Here is a 14,242-nt window from a genome sequence, read left to right as displayed (position 1 = left end):
GGTCTGACATTCCCCCTCTGTCAGGCTAGTTGTCACCTTATATTTTTAGGAGACAACATGAGTAAAATGTATTCTGACGCCTTCATCGAACAAGCCTTGGTGAAGGTGTATTCTCGCGGAAAACGCACCATACAAGACGTTGCAGACGATTTGCACGTCAACGTCTACACGGTCAAGAACTGGATACGCAGAAAGAATTTGTATATGTTGAAAGCCTCTTCCGACAGGGAAAAGCGGCCGCAGGACTGGAGCCGAAGCGAGCAGCTGGTGGCCCTGCACGAAACGCACGCATTGGATGAGGAAGCGCTGCAGGCATGGTGTCGTGAGCGTGGGCTGTTCGTGCACCATCTCGAAGCATGGCGTACGGCCTTCTGCCTGGATGCAAAGCCGGCCGTGGCCACCGATGCACGCGAGGTGCGCAGCTTGCAGCAAGAGAATGACAAATTGAAGCGGGAGTTGGATCGGAAAGAGAAAGCACTGGTGGAGGCCGCAGCGCTGCTTTTACTGCAAAAAAAGTTCAATGCGCTGTGGGAGGACGAGGTCAAATGACCTTGCCCGCAGCGCGGGCCGATATCGTCGCGATGGTCGCCCAAGCCGTTTCCTCGGGAGCGCGCCATACCAAAGCATGTGAAATCATCGGCTTGAGCTTGCGCACATTGCAGCGCTGGAAGCTAGTCGGTGCTGCGCCCGATGGGCGTACGACGCGCGTCCAACAACCAGTTCATGCGTTGACGGCGCGAGAGCGTGAAGAGATTCTCGCTATCGCCAACTCGGCCGAGTTTGGCCAGATGCCGCCTAGCCAGATCGTGCCGCGCCTGGCCGACCAGGGCACTTACCTGGCCTCCGAATCGACGTTCTATCGGGTGTTGCGAAGCGCTGGCCTGGTCAAGCATCGGCAGGCGGCGCGGCCGGTTCAAGAGCGCAGCAAACCGCGCGCCATCTGTGCCACGGCGCCTAACCAGCTCTACAGTTGGGACATTACCTATTTGCCGAGCGGGGTAAAGGGAATCTATTTTTACCTGTACATGTTCATCGATATCTACAGCCGAAAGGTCGTTGGCTGGCAGGTTTATCGGGACGAGCATAGCAACCTTGCGGCCGAGGTCATGCGCGACATCTGTGCACGTGAAAAAATCCAGCCCAACCAGGTGATTCTACATTCCGACAATGGCAGCCCGATGAAGGGCGCGACTATGCTGGCGACCTTGCAGGCACTGGGCGTGATGCCTTCGTTCAGCCGGCCGGCCGTCAGCAATGACAACCCGTATTCGGAGTCGTTATTCAAGACCTTGAAGTACCGTCCCGACTATCCCGGTAAAGCATTTACGGACCTCGCACACGCACGCAACTGGGTGGCCAGATTCGTGCGCTGGTATAACAACGAGCACCGTCACAGCACCATCAACTTCGTGACGCCGACCCAACGTCACGCGGGCCTCCACCACGTGTTGCTGGCAGCCCGCACAGCCGTCTACAACGCTGCACGTGAGGCCAATCCGCTGCGTTGGACCGGGGCCATACGCAACTGGTCGCCGATCAGGGAAGTGCATCTCAACCCCGACCACGCGATCAGCGAAACCACAGCGCCGGCGACCAATATGCCGGCTTTTAGAAGAGCAGCTTAACGGCTGCTCACGCGACAACTAGCTTGACAACCACCGCATTCGGACACGACCTCTGCCTTAATCGACCCGGTATCGTTGAGGCCGTGTCTAAATGTCAGACCTGACCCCAGCTTTTTCTGCCGCAGCCGATCGTCGACCGGCTGAACGCCGAAGTCAAGAAAAGCCTGGCATCGCCCGAGGTGCACGCCAAGCTGGTCCAGCAGGGCCTGACCGTGGTCGGCGGCAGCTCGGCCGAGTTGAAGGCCTACATGAAGCAGGAAGTGCCGAAGTGGGCCAAGCTGCTGAAGAATGCCAACATCAAGCCGGAATAAACTAAAGGCTGGGGTCAGGTCTGACATTCGGTGGTTGTCAAGCTAGTTGTCGCGTGAGCAGCCGTTAAGCTGCTCTTCTAAAAGCCGGCATATTGGTCGCCGGCGCTGTGGTTTCGCTGATCGCGTGGTCGGGGTTGAGATGCACTTCCCTGATCGGCGACCAGTTGCGTATGGCCCCGGTCCAACGCAGCGGATTGGCCTCACGTGCAGCGTTGTAGACGGCTGTGCGGGCTGCCAGCAACACGTGGTGGAGGCCCGCGTGACGTTGGGTCGGCGTCACGAAGTTGATGGTGCTGTGACGGTGCTCGTTGTTATACCAGCGCACGAATCTGGCCACCCAGTTGCGTGCGTGTGCGAGGTCCGTAAATGCTTTACCGGGATAGTCGGGACGGTACTTCAAGGTCTTGAATAACGACTCCGAATACGGGTTGTCATTGCTGACGGCCGGCCGGCTGAACGAAGGCATCACGCCCAGTGCCTGCAAGGTCGCCAGCATAGTCGCGCCCTTCATCGGGCTGCCATTGTCGGAATGTAGAATCACCTGGTTGGGCTGGATTTTTTCACGTGCACAGATGTCGCGCATGACCTCGGCCGCAAGGTTGCTATGCTCGTCCCGATAAACCTGCCAGCCAACGACCTTTCGGCTGTAGATATCGATGAACATGTACAGGTAAAAATAGATTCCCTTTACCCCGCTCGGCAAATAGGTAATGTCCCAACTGTAGAGCTGGTTAGGCGCCGTAGCACAGATGGCGCGCGGTTTGCTGCGCTCTTGAACCGGCCGCGCCGCCTGCCGATGCTTGACCAGGCCAGCGCTTCGCAACACCCGATAGAACGTCGATTCGGAGGCCAGGTAAGTGCCCTGGTCGGCCAGGCGCGGCACGATCTGGCTAGGCGGCATCTGGCCAAACTCGGCCGAGTTGGCGATAGCGAGAATCTCTTCACGCTCTCGCGCCGTCAACGCATGAACTGGTTGTTGGACGCGCGTCGTACGCCCATCGGGCGCAGCACCGACTAGCTTCCAGCGCTGCAATGTGCGCAAGCTCAAGCCGATGATTTCACATGCTTTGGTATGGCGCGCTCCCGAGGAAACGGCTTGGGCGACCATCGCGACGATATCGGCCCGCGCTGCGGGCAAGGTCATTTGACCTCGTCCTCCCACAGCGCATTGAACTTTTTTTGCAGTAAAAGCAGCGCTGCGGCCTCCACCAGTGCTTTCTCTTTCCGATCCAACTCCCGCTTCAATTTGTCATTCTCTTGCTGCAAGCTGCGCACCTCGCGTGCATCGGTGGCCACGGCCGGCTTTGCATCCAGGCAGAAGGCCGTACGCCATGCTTCGAGATGGTGCACGAACAGCCCACGCTCACGACACCATGCCTGCAGCGCTTCCTCATCCAATGCGTGCGTTTCGTGCAGGGCCACCAGCTGCTCGCTTCGGCTCCAGTCCTGCGGCCGCTTTTCCCTGTCGGAAGAGGCTTTCAACATATACAAATTCTTTCTGCGTATCCAGTTCTTGACCGTGTAGACGTTGACGTGCAAATCGTCTGCAACGTCTTGTATGGTGCGTTTTCCGCGAGAATACACCTTCACCAAGGCTTGTTCGATGAAGGCGTCAGAATACATTTTACTCATGTTGTCTCCTAAAAATATAAGGTGACAACTAGCCTGACAGAGGGGGCATTCGGACACGACCTCTGCCTTAATCGACCCGGTATCGTTGAGGCCGTGTCTAAATGTCAGACCTGACCCCAGCTTTTTCATGTCTAAATGTCAGACCTGACCCCAGCTTTTTCACGCAGATCGAGCAGCTCTTCGAGCATGCGGCTGTACGGGGACTTGGCGCGCCACAGGAGCCCGAGTTTGCGTACCGGCGCCTCGCCCGGCAGGGGGATGATCGTCACGCCTTCCGGCAGCGGCCAGGCCCGGGGCCAGTCGGGCACGAGCGACACGCCCAGGCCCCGTTCGACCAGCAGCGCGATCGCATCGAGGGCGTCGAGTTCGAAGCGCTCGCGCGGGAAAATCTGCTGTTCCTGCAAATAGCGCTCTGCCAGCTGGCCGCCCCAGTTGTTCCTGTCGTAGCGGATCAGGGGCTGGGTGGCCAGCAGGTCGAGCGGCGGCAGGTGCGCCAGCGAGGTCGGCGCCAGCACCACCAGCGGCTCGGAACGCAGCACGTGCCAGACCAGCGATTTGGGCAGCGCGAACTGCGGTTCGATGATCAAGGCCGCGTCCAGCGTTTCGCTCACCACCTGGTGGTACAGCAGGCGCGAGACCTCCGCCGCAATGAACACGTCCACCTTCGGATGGCGCTCGGCCAGTGTGGCGAGGATCGCCGGCAGCATGCCGGTCAGCGCCGTGGAGATCGTTCCCAGCCTGAGCTCACCCGCGAACGACTCCTCGGAGGCGGCCGCCTTCAATTCCCGCACCTCCCGCTGGAAGCGCCGCGCGCGCGCCAGCACCCGGGCGCCGCCCTCGGTCAGCTGCACGGTGCGACCCGAGCGCTCGATCAGCTTCACGTTCAGTTCATCCTCCAGCACCCGCACGCGCTGCGCCAGCGCGGTCGGCGTCACGTTCAGGCGGCGCGCCGCTTCGGCCATCGAACGGCATTCGGCGATGGTCACGAAACTGTCCAGGAACCGCGTCTCCATAATGAACTTCCTCTTCACTTTGAATATTCGAAGATGAAATTGTCCTTTGTTCCCAGCCTGAGCACAATAGGGCTTACCGAGCGCCTGCCCCTGCCTCCAACGCACCATGCACCACGCACCATGACCACTGCCATCGCATCGAACGAGCTTCCATCCCCTGCCAGCCGCGCCGCGCCCTTGCCGCTGCCCGCGCGCCTGCGAAACCTGCGCTGCCTCGACGATTTCGAGGATGCCGCACGGCGCCACCTGCCGCGCCCGGTGTTCGGCTACATGGCCATGGCGGCGGAGACCCGGCGCAGCTTTCGCGGCAACCGCGAAAGTTTCGACGACTATGGTTTCGTCACCCGGGTATTGAAGGACGTCTCGCGCCGCAGCACGTCCTGCACGCTGTTCGGCCAGGCGTATGCGGCGCCGTTCGGCATTTCCCCGCTCGGCATCAGCGCGCTGTCCGCCTACCGCGGCGACCTGGTGCTCGCGCGCGCCGCGGCACGCGCGAACATCCCGATGATCATGAGCGGCTCTTCCCTGATCCGGCTCGAGGAGGTGGCGCAGGAAGGGCTGGGGGCCTGGTTCCAGGCCTACCTGCCGGGCGATATCCCGAACATCACGGCCCTCGTGGAAAGGATCGGCAATGCCGGCTTCCAGACCCTGGTGCTGACGGTGGACACGCCGGTGACGCCCAATCCCGAAAATTTCGCCCGCACCGGTTTCAGCACACCCTTGCGCCCCAGCCTGGACCTGGTGTGGCAGGGCGTGTCGCATCCGCGCTGGCTGTTCGGCACCTTCCTCAGGACGATCGCGCGCCACGGGCTGCCGCATTTCGAAAACAACTATGCGCGGCGCGGCGCGCCGATCCTGTCGAAGTCGGTGACGCGCGACTTCGCCGACCGCGGGCACCTGAGCTGGGAACACTTCGGCCTGATCCGCAAGATGTGGCCGGGCCGGATCGTCGTCAAGGGCATCCTGCACCGCGACGACGCCCGGATTGCGCGCGAGATGGGCGCGGACGGCATCATCGTGTCGAACCACGGCGGCCGCCAGCTCGATGGCGCCGTGTCTCCGCTGCGCGTCTTGCCGGGGATCGTCGCGGCCTGTCCCGACATACCGGTCATGATCGACGGGGGAGTGCGACGCGGCTCGGATGTCCTGAAGGCGCTGGCGCTGGGCGCGAAATTCGTGTTCGTCGGGCGGCCCTTCGGTTACGCGGCCGCGGTCGGCGGCGAAGCCGGCGTGGGGCACGCGGTCGGCCTCCTGCAGCAGGAGGTATGGCGCAATATGGCAATGTTGGGCATTAATGGCATCATGGAGCTCGATGCGCACACGCACCTGGTTTACAACCGCTGACGAACACACGAGAAGCAAACAAGCACCGACCTTTCAACGATTTTTTGCGGAGATTTCCATGCAATCGATTCCCCTGTTCCACCTGGCCTTCCCGGTCCGCGACATTGCCGAGGCGCGGCGTTTTTATGGCGACCTGCTCGGCTGTGCCGAAGGCCGCAGCTCCGATGAATGGGTCGACTTCAATTTCTATGGCCACCAGGTCGTCGCCCACCTGGCGCCCGACGAAGTCAGCGCGGCGCCGACCAATGCGGTAGATGGCCACAACGTCCCGGTGCGCCACTTCGGCGCCATCCTGCCGATGGAAGAATGGGACGCCCTGGCCGACAAGCTGCGCGCGGCGGGCACCCGTTTCGTCATCGAGCCGCACGTCCGCTTCAAGGGCCAGGTCGGCGAGCAGGCGACCATGTTCTTCCTCGACCCGTCGGGCAATGCCCTCGAATTCAAGGCCTTCGGCGACATCAGCCAGGTCTTCGCGAAGTAACTCCTCAATCAATCATCTACTTGATCACCGCCATGTCCGATTTCGTCTTTACTCCCGCACCACAAGCCTCGAACGCCGTTGCCGGCAGCGATGCGCGCTTCCCGATCCGCCGCGTCTTCTGCGTCGGCCGCAACTACGAAGCGCATGCCCGCGAGATGGGCAATGATCCCAACCGCGAACCGCCGTTCTTCTTCATGAAGCCGGCCGATGCGGTGGTCGCCGCCGCCGGCACCGTGCCTTATCCGCCGCTCACCGACGACCTGCACCACGAGGTCGAACTGGTGGTCGCGATCGGCAAGGGAGGATCGAACCTGTCCGTGGACGAGGCGCTCGGCCACGTCTGGGGTTACGCCGTCGGCATCGACCTGACGCGCCGCGACCTGCAGGCGGTGGCAAAGAAAATGAGCCGCCCCTGGGACTGGGGAAAAGGTTTCGATGCGTCGGCACCCTGCGGCGCTATCGTTCCCGTGGCCGTCAGCGGCCATCCGCAGGCCGGCAGCATCAGCCTGTCGGTGAATGGCGAAGCGCGCCAGCAGGGCGACCTGAATGAACTCATCTGGCCGGTCGCGGATGTCATCGCCATCATCTCCCAAAGCGTCGTGCTGGCGCCGGGCGATTTGATCTATACCGGTACGCCGGCCGGCGTGGGCGCACTGCAGCCGGGCGACAAGGTAAGCGCGCAGGTAGAGGGCGTCGGCAGCATCGAGTTCACGATGGGACCGCGCCCGGCGTAAGGAAAGCAGGGCAGGGCTGGGGACAACTCAGCCGCATTCGCCCACATACTGGCAGTTGTCGCAGCGGGTACATCCCTCGGCCTTGCGCAGCGCGCGGGCGCCGCATTCCGGGCATTTCGCACCGAGGGCCGGCGGTGGCGCACTGACCGGCATGGCGGCGGGGTCCGGCGTCGTGATGCCGGACGCCGCGCCGCGTGCGGCGAGCTGGCGTGCCAGTTGCACCACCGGTACCTGGTTTCCCTGGCTGTCGAGGAAGCCGCGTCCAATCAGGATTCGCTGCAGCATGAAGCCGACCGCCGCCGCTTCCGAATCGTGGAACACCGGCACCTGCGCGCCATCCTCGCGGGTCAGGAAGCCGCAGCGCACCGGCCCCTTTTCCCAGACCACGTCGCGCATGTCGGCCAGCGCTTTCGCGATCGGCCCGCCGGCGCGCGCCAGCATCGACAGCAGGCGCATCGACGAGGTGATCCACTGCTGGCCGTCGCTTCGCTGGTTGGCCGGCATGAAGAATTCGAAGGGACGCTCGATCGTCACCGGCCGGCCGTCGACCACGCCGTCGACCCGGATAAAGCTCACCGTCAGATACAAGGTCTTGCGGCCTTCCTGGGTCGAGTACTCGACCTTCGAGGTCACCGAATCGAGCTCCCCGAGCGGGCGGCCGTCGAAGCGCTTGCGCAGCGGGTCGTCGTCCAGCGCCGCGCTGGCCGGCACCGTGCCGAGCACGCTGCCGAGCACCGCGTTCGGGCGATAGGTCGCCAGGCCCTTCAGGCCGGCGCGCCAGGCTTCTAAATAGAGGCCACGAAAATCGTCGTAGGGATAATCCACCGGCACGTTGACCGTCTTCGAGATCGACGTGTCGATGAAGGGCTGCACGGCTTCGAGCATGCGCAGGTGGTCGCTCGCGCTCATCTGCAGGGCGGTGACGAAGGCGGGCGGCAGCGGACCGTCGGGCGTGGCCCCGGGCTTGCTGCGCAGGTAGAGCCGCCAGGCATGGTCCTGCACCTCGTAGGCGCGCATCGAATCGTCCGGCATGCGCTTTTTGCGTTGATAGGTCCAGGAATAGGCCGGCTCGATGCCGTTCGAGGCATTGTCGGCAAAGGCCAGCGCGATGGTGCCGGTCGGCGCAATCGACAGCAGATGCGAGTTGCGGATGCCGTGCACGCGGATCGCTTCGCGCAATTCGTCGGGCAGGCGCGACGTAAAAGCGCCTTCCAGGTAGCGCGCCGCGTCGAACCGGGGAAAGGCGCCTTTTTCGCGCGCCAGTGCGCAGGAAGCGGCATACGCGGCATCGCGCAGGCCTTGCGCGATGCGCGCGGCCAGTGCGCGGCCCTCGGGCGCATCGTAGCGCAGTCCCAGCATGATCAAGGCGCTGCCCAGGCCCAGGAAGCCGAGGCCGATGCGGCGCTTGGCGCGTGCTTCGGCCGCTTGCTGCGGCAGCGGCCATTCGGTGGCGTCGAGCACCAGGTCGAGCATGCGCACGGCGACCGCCGCGACCTCCTGCATGCGCTCGACATCGAAGCGGGCATGTTCGCTGAACGGCTCATCGACGAAGCAGGTGAGGTTGAGCGAGCCGAGATCGCAGCAGCCGTAGGCCGGCAGCGGTTGCTCGCCGCAGGGATTGGTCGCGCGCAGCTGTTCGCAATACCAGAGGTTGTTTTCGGCGTTCATGCGGTCGATGAACAGCACGCCCGGCTCGGCATGGTCCCAGGTCGAGGCCATGATGCTGTCCCACAGCGTCTTCGCGCGCACTTCACGGTAGACCCAGAGTCCATCGCCGCGTTGGTGGGCGCCCGCCGCCACCGCTTCCTCTCCCGGTTCGGCGCGGTGCACGAGCGGGAAGTTCGCATCCGCTTCCAGTGCCTGCATGAAGGCGTCGCTGACCCCCACCGAGATATTGAAGTTGGAAAGGGCGCCGCGGTCTTTGGCGCTGATAAAACGTTCGATGTCGGGATGGTCGATGCGCAGCACGCCCATCTGGGCGCCGCGGCGGGCGCCGGCCGATTCCACCGTGCGGCAGGAGGCGTCGAAGAGTTCCATGTACGAGACCGGGCCGGAGGCGCGCGAGCGCGTGCCGTGCACCAGGCTGCCGAAAGGACGGATGGCGCTGAAGTCGTAGCCGACGCCGCCGCCGCGGCGCATGGTTTCGGCGGCTTCCGCGAGCGCGGTGTAGATGCCGGGCAGGCCGTTCTCGAAGCCGGTGACGGAATCGCCGACCGGCTGGACGAAGCAATTGATGAGGGTGGCTTTTAGCTGGAGGCCGGCGGCGGAGTTGATGCGGCCGCCGGGAACGAAGCCGTTTTCCATGGCCCACAGAAAACGGTCGGCGAATGCGGCGCGGCGTTCCGGCGCCTCGTGCGCAGCCAGGGCCTGCGCGACGCGCCGGCGCACGTCGGCGACCGAGGTTTCATCGCCTTTCGCGTATTTCTCGCGCAGCACGTCGATCGATACCTCCTGGGGAGGCAAGCTCATGCCGGGCAGTTGGTCGTTTGCATTCATGGCCGCTCATCGAATGATTGAAGCGTGCCGGCAAGCGCAATCAGACTTTGGGAGCCGTCTCCGTCAGCCGCGCTTCCAGCTCGGCCACGCGCAGCTCGAGCGCTTCGAGCTTCGCGCGCGTCTTTGCCAGCACTTGCGCCTGGATGTCGAATTCTTCGCGGGTCACCAGGTCGAGCTTGGAAAAGCCCTGGGTCATCATCGCCTTGACGTTGCGCTCGATGTCCTTGGCGGGCGAGCTTTCCATCGCCTGATTGATCTTGCCTTGCAAGTCGTTGAAGAAACTATTCATGTCCGTAAGTCCTGGTCAGCGAGGCGGCGCACCACGCTGGTGCGCGGCGACCTCGTTTAGTGCGTGACGGCGCGTCTTGCCGCTGCTGCGCACTTATTTGTGGTGATCTCCACCAGAAGTGGGGCGGATGGGCGAAAAATCAAGCACATGGGATGCCCCCATAAGCTGGCACGCATTCTGCTACAGGATGGATAAAGCTGCAACTCAGGGCACCAGAGACACCACATCCGTCCATCCAACAGGGGAAGCATCATGAAGAGCAAGTTAGCAGGCAACGCAGCGGCGAGTTCAGCGGTATTTGCGCTGGCAATGATGGGCAGCCCGGCAGCACAGGCGCAGGAAACGCCCGCCGCCGAGCACCAGGTCAGCTACAACGCGGCGCTGACCAGCGAATACCGCTACCGCGGCCTGTCGCAGACCCGCTTCGACCCGGCCGTGCAAGGCGGCGTCGACTACACCCACAGCCCCAGCGGCTTGTATGTGGGCACCTGGCTCTCCACCATCAAGTGGACCAAGGACCTGGGCGGCGACGGCAATGTCGAAGTCGACCTGTACGGCGGCAAGCGCGGCCAGATCACGGAGGCGATCAGCTACGACGTCGGCGGCCTGTACTACTGGTATCCGTCGAACGGCCTGAGCCCGAACGCCAATACCTTCGAGCTGTACGGGCAGGTCGGCATCGGTCCGGCCTACCTGAAGTATTCGCACGCGACGACCAACCTGTTCGGCACGCCTGACAGCAAGCAGAGCGGCTACCTGGACCTGGGCGCCAACGTGCCGGTCCCGGCGGTCGAGGGCCTGGTGCTGAACCTGCACGTGGGCCGCCAGCGCGTGAAGAACAACGGCGCCTTGTCGTACACCGACTACAAGGTCGGCGTCACGAAAGACTTCGGTTTCGCCAGTGTGGCGCTGGCCTGGGTCAAGGCCGATACCGCAGCCTATCTGGTTCCCGGCGGGCGCAACCAGGGCAAGTCGGCCGCCGTGCTGTCGGTCTCCAAAACTTTCTGAAAGAGGCAATGCGATGAAACTGATTACCGCCATCATCAAGCCCTTCAAGCTCGACGAAGTGCGTGAAGCGCTGTCCGAAATTAACGTGCAGGGCATGACGGTGACCGAAGTCAAAGGCTTCGGCCGCCAGAAGGGCCATACCGAGCTCTACCGCGGAGCCGAGTACGTGGTCGACTTCCTGCCAAAAATCAAGATCGAAGCGGCCGTCGATGACGACATCGTCGACCAGGTCATCGACGCCATCCAGGGCGCCGCCCGCACCGGCAAGATCGGCGACGGCAAGATTTTCGTCTCCGACCTCAGCCAGGTCATCCGTATCCGTACCGGCGAGACCGGCAACGAAGCACTGTAAGGGGATCCCGATGAAATCCGCAGTCAAATCGCTACTAACGAACAAAGTCCTCGCTGCCGCACTGGCAATGGGTGTCGTGCTGCCGGCCTGGGCCGCACCCTCCATCAACAAGGGCGATACCGCCTGGATGTTTATTGCCACCATACTCGTGATCATGATGTCGATCCCGGGCCTGGCCCTGTTCTACGGCGGCCTGGTGCGCGCGAAGAACATGCTCTCGGTGCTGCTGCAGGTCTTCATGATCTTCTCGCTCATCATCGTGCTGTGGTGCCTCTACGGCTACTCGCTCGCCTTCACCGGCGGCAGCCCCTTCATCGGCGGTTTCGACCGCGCCTTTCTGAACGGCATCTACGATCCGGTCGCCGGCGTCTTCAGCATGGCCGGCACCTTCAGCAAGGAGACGATGATCCCCGAGTTCATCTTCGTCGCCTTCCAGGGCACCTTTGCCGCCATTACCTGCGGCCTGATCGTCGGCGCCTTTGCCGAGCGCGCGCGCTTTTCCGCCGTGATGCTGTTCGTGGTGTTGTGGTTCACCTTCGGCTACCTGCCGGTGGCGCACATGGTCTGGTTCTGGGCCGGTCCTGACGCGATCAAGGACGCCGCCACCCTGGCCACCGTGACCGATGGCGCCGGCTGGCTGTGGCAGAAGGGCGCGCTCGACTTCGCGGGCGGCACCGTGGTGCACATCAATGCGGCGGTTGCCGGCCTGGTCGGCGCCTATGTGATCGGCAAGCGCGTCGGCTACGGCCGCGAATCGATGGCGCCGCATTCGATGACCATGACCATGATCGGCGCCTCGCTGCTGTGGGTGGGCTGGTTCGGTTTCAACGCCGGTTCGGCGCTGGAAGCGGGCGACGTCGCAGCGCTGGCCTTCATCAACACGCTGCTGGCCACCGCCGGCTCCACCGTCGCCTGGACCATGGGTGAATGGTTCACCAAGGGCAAGCCATCGATGCTGGGCGCTGCGTCCGGCGCCGTGTCGGGCCTGGTCGCCATTACGCCGGCCTGCGGTTTCGTCGGCCCGATGGGTGCACTGGTCATCGGCATTGTCGGCGGTTTTGTCTGCCTGTGGGGCGTGAACGGCCTGAAACGCCTGCTGCGTGTCGACGATTCGCTCGACGTGTTCGGCGTGCACGGTGTCGGCGGTATCGTCGGCGCACTGCTGACGGGCGTCTTCGCTTCGCCGCAACTGGGCGGGCAGGGCGTGTGGGATTACGTCACCAACAAGGCCTCGACCGACGTCTACTCGATCGGCCACCAGGTATGGGTGCAGGCCGAAGCGATCGGCGTGACCATCGTCTGGTCGGCCATCGTCGCCTTCGTCGCCTTCAAGATCGTCGACGTCGTGATCGGACTGCGCGTGCCGGAAGAGCAGGAACGCGAGGGCCTGGATATTACCAGCCACGGCGAATCGGCGTACCATTCGTAATACCGCGACCCGATCAGCATAAAGCTTCACAAAGGGCGCCCTGCGGGGCGCCCTTTTTGTTTAGGTGCGGCGCAACATGAGCCTTTACAATAGGGCTTATTGCCCCAAGATATGGGACATTCATTGCCAAGAAGCCAATAAGGACGCCCACTTTCATGGTTCCGCACCTCGCTACCGCCCTGACCGGCCCGCTGCTCGATTTAGAAAAAAAGATCCTCGACGCCACTCCGGCCATCGAGCGCTGGTTCCGCCTCGAGTGGCAGGAACACACGCCGCCGTTCTATTGCTCGGTCGACCTGCGCAATGCCGGCTATAAGCTGGCGCCGGTCGATACGAATTTATTCCCGGGCGGCTTCAACAACCTGTCCACCGAAATGCTGCCGCTCATCGTCCAGGCGGCAATGGCGGCGATCGACAAGTATTGCCCGGACGCGCGCAACCTGCTGCTGATTCCGGAAACGCATACGCGCAACCCGCACTACCTGCAAAACGTGGCGCGGTTGATGCAGATCTTCCGCCAGACCGGCCTGCACGTGCGCCTGGGGTCCCTCTCTCCCGAGGTCACCCAGCCGACGCCGCTGGCGCTGCCTGACGGGAACATGCTGGTGGTGGAACCGCTGGTGCGTTCGCCCAACGGCCGCCGCCTCGGCCTGGCGGACTTCGACCCGTGCACGATCCTGCTGAACAACGACTTATCAAGCGGCATCCCCTCGATCCTCGAAAACATCCACGAGCAGTCGCTGCTGCCGCCGGTGCACGCCGGCTGGGCGCTGCGCCGCAAGAGCAACCACCTGAAGGCGTTTGACGAGGTCGCGAAGAAGTTCGGCAAGCTGATCGACATCGATCCATGGCTGGTCAACCCATTGCACGCGAAGGTGGGCGAGATCGACCTCGAGCACGACCAGGGCACCGAGGCGCTGGCCGACGCGGTCTCGGCCTTGCTCTCGAAGATCAAGAAGAAGTACAAGGAATACGGCATGAAGGAGCAAAAACCCTTCGTGATCGTGAAGCCCGACGCCGGCACCTACGGCATGGGCGTGATGACGGTGAAGGATGCGAGCGAAGTGCGCGACCTGAGCCTGAAGCAGCGCGCGCGCATGTCCGTCATCAAGGACGGTGTCGCCGTGACCGACCTGATCGTGCAGGAAGGCGTGCCGACTTTCGAAAAGATCGACGACGCGGTGGCCGAGCCGGTGGTCTACATGATCGACCGCTATGTCGTCGGCGGCTTCTATCGCGTGCACGCCGAGCGCGGCATCGACCAGAACCTGAATGCGCCGGGCTCGCAGTATGTGCCGCTGGCGTTCGCGCAGCAGCACGCGGTGCCGGATTTGAAGGCGAAGCCGGGGACGGCGGCGCCGAACCGGTTTTATGTGTATGGCGTGGTGGCGAGGCTGGGGCTGTTGGCGGCTTCGCTCGAGATGGAGCGGACCGATCCGAATCCCGAAGTCTATTGATTCGTAGGGTGGGCGCCCCGTGCCCACCAAAAACCATGCGCCGCGTTGGCCGCTGTTGGACTGCAACGCTG

General features: G+C 63.2%; 11 protein-coding genes and 2 pseudogenes. 9 read left to right on the top strand and 4 right to left on the bottom strand.

Going from position 1 to position 14,242, the window contains the following annotated elements:
- Positions 1–57 precede the first annotated feature (57 nt).
- Positions 58–1,625: pseudogene (locus tag AC1MEM_RS00410) on the top strand (IS3 family transposase).
- A gap of 179 nt (positions 1,626–1,804) precedes the next feature.
- Entirely contained in the window at positions 1,805–1,936 is a 132-nt protein-coding gene (locus tag AC1MEM_RS00405; RefSeq protein ID WP_499474739.1) for a hypothetical protein, read from the top strand.
- Between the two features lie 64 nt (positions 1,937–2,000).
- Here the strand turns inward: AC1MEM_RS00405 and AC1MEM_RS00400 are convergent.
- Both AC1MEM_RS00400 and AC1MEM_RS00395 read right to left on the bottom strand, forming a co-directional pair.
- A pseudogene (locus AC1MEM_RS00400) lies at positions 2,001–3,568 on the bottom strand (IS3 family transposase).
- A gap of 131 nt (positions 3,569–3,699) precedes the next feature.
- On the bottom strand, positions 3,700–4,581 hold the full coding sequence (locus AC1MEM_RS00395) for a LysR family transcriptional regulator (RefSeq protein ID WP_499474738.1): 882 nt from the start codon (positions 4,579–4,581) through the stop codon (positions 3,700–3,702).
- Positions 4,582–4,701: 120 nt separating this feature from the next.
- Here AC1MEM_RS00395 and AC1MEM_RS00390 point away from each other — a divergent pair, with 120 nt between their 5' ends.
- Genes AC1MEM_RS00390 through AC1MEM_RS00380 form a run of 3 tightly spaced genes read left to right on the top strand, consistent with a single transcriptional unit; the run spans position 4,702 to position 7,140 of the window.
- Entirely contained in the window at positions 4,702–5,925 is a 1,224-nt protein-coding gene (locus AC1MEM_RS00390) for an alpha-hydroxy acid oxidase (protein ID WP_499474737.1), read from the top strand.
- A gap of 58 nt (positions 5,926–5,983) precedes the next feature.
- The gene (locus AC1MEM_RS00385) at positions 5,984–6,406 is read left to right on the top strand and encodes a VOC family protein (protein WP_499474736.1); all 423 of its coding nucleotides are present in this window, start codon (positions 5,984–5,986) and stop codon (positions 6,404–6,406) included.
- A gap of 32 nt (positions 6,407–6,438) precedes the next feature.
- Positions 6,439–7,140, top strand: a complete 702-nt coding sequence (locus AC1MEM_RS00380; RefSeq protein WP_499474735.1) for a fumarylacetoacetate hydrolase family protein — start codon at positions 6,439–6,441, stop codon at positions 7,138–7,140.
- A gap of 27 nt (positions 7,141–7,167) precedes the next feature.
- On the opposite strand, the gene AC1MEM_RS00375 is transcribed toward AC1MEM_RS00380, so the two are convergent.
- Complete coding sequence (locus AC1MEM_RS00375; RefSeq protein WP_499474734.1) at positions 7,168–9,636, bottom strand: adenosylcobalamin-dependent ribonucleoside-diphosphate reductase; 2,469 nt, start codon at positions 9,634–9,636, stop codon at positions 7,168–7,170.
- Between the two features lie 40 nt (positions 9,637–9,676).
- The gene (locus AC1MEM_RS00370; protein ID WP_499474733.1) at positions 9,677–9,925 is read right to left on the bottom strand and encodes an accessory factor UbiK family protein; all 249 of its coding nucleotides are present in this window, start codon (positions 9,923–9,925) and stop codon (positions 9,677–9,679) included.
- A 252-nt stretch (positions 9,926–10,177) separates the two neighbouring features.
- On the opposite strand from AC1MEM_RS00370, the gene AC1MEM_RS00365 reads away from it, so the two are divergent.
- The 4 genes from AC1MEM_RS00365 (at position 10,178) to gshA (ending at position 14,171) form a co-directional block, all read left to right on the top strand.
- A complete protein-coding gene (locus AC1MEM_RS00365; RefSeq protein WP_499474732.1) occupies positions 10,178–10,933 on the top strand; it encodes a TorF family putative porin in 756 nt (251 codons plus the stop codon).
- A 13-nt stretch (positions 10,934–10,946) separates the two neighbouring features.
- The gene (gene glnK / locus AC1MEM_RS00360; protein ID WP_193687218.1) at positions 10,947–11,285 is read left to right on the top strand and encodes a P-II family nitrogen regulator; all 339 of its coding nucleotides are present in this window, start codon (positions 10,947–10,949) and stop codon (positions 11,283–11,285) included.
- Between the two features lie 67 nt (positions 11,286–11,352).
- Positions 11,353–12,714: an ammonium transporter gene (gene amt / locus AC1MEM_RS00355; RefSeq protein WP_499477764.1), complete on the top strand. Its 1,362-nt coding sequence runs from the start codon at positions 11,353–11,355 to the stop codon at positions 12,712–12,714.
- A gap of 155 nt (positions 12,715–12,869) precedes the next feature.
- Positions 12,870–14,171 carry a glutamate--cysteine ligase gene (gene gshA / locus AC1MEM_RS00350; RefSeq protein WP_499474731.1) on the top strand — a complete coding sequence of 434 codons (1,302 nt, stop codon included), beginning with the start codon at positions 12,870–12,872 and terminating at the stop codon, positions 14,169–14,171.
- Positions 14,172–14,242: the final 71 nt, after the last annotated feature.

The organism is Telluria sp. AIW5, from assembly GCF_056680575.1.
Note: the sequence above shows the minus strand (reverse complement) of the source record. Positions and strands in the feature narration are given on the sequence as shown.

What these genes read in the sequence shown, in the direction of transcription:
- AC1MEM_RS00395 (WP_499474738.1), bottom strand. Translation starts at nt 4,581, where the DNA reads ATGGAGACGCGGTTCCTGGACAGTTTCGTGACCATCGCCGAATGCCGT.
- AC1MEM_RS00390 (WP_499474737.1), top strand. Translation starts at nt 4,702, where the DNA reads ATGACCACTGCCATCGCATCGAACGAGCTTCCATCCCCTGCCAGCCGC.
- AC1MEM_RS00385 (WP_499474736.1), top strand. Translation starts at nt 5,984, where the DNA reads ATGCAATCGATTCCCCTGTTCCACCTGGCCTTCCCGGTCCGCGACATT.
- AC1MEM_RS00380 (WP_499474735.1), top strand. Translation starts at nt 6,439, where the DNA reads ATGTCCGATTTCGTCTTTACTCCCGCACCACAAGCCTCGAACGCCGTT.
- AC1MEM_RS00375 (WP_499474734.1), bottom strand. Translation starts at nt 9,636, where the DNA reads ATGAATGCAAACGACCAACTGCCCGGCATGAGCTTGCCTCCCCAGGAG.
- AC1MEM_RS00370 (WP_499474733.1), bottom strand. Translation starts at nt 9,925, where the DNA reads ATGAATAGTTTCTTCAACGACTTGCAAGGCAAGATCAATCAGGCGATG.
- AC1MEM_RS00365 (WP_499474732.1), top strand. Translation starts at nt 10,178, where the DNA reads ATGAAGAGCAAGTTAGCAGGCAACGCAGCGGCGAGTTCAGCGGTATTT.
- glnK (WP_193687218.1), top strand. Translation starts at nt 10,947, where the DNA reads ATGAAACTGATTACCGCCATCATCAAGCCCTTCAAGCTCGACGAAGTG.
- amt (WP_499477764.1), top strand. Translation starts at nt 11,353, where the DNA reads ATGGGTGTCGTGCTGCCGGCCTGGGCCGCACCCTCCATCAACAAGGGC.
- gshA (WP_499474731.1), top strand. Translation starts at nt 12,870, where the DNA reads ATGGTTCCGCACCTCGCTACCGCCCTGACCGGCCCGCTGCTCGATTTA.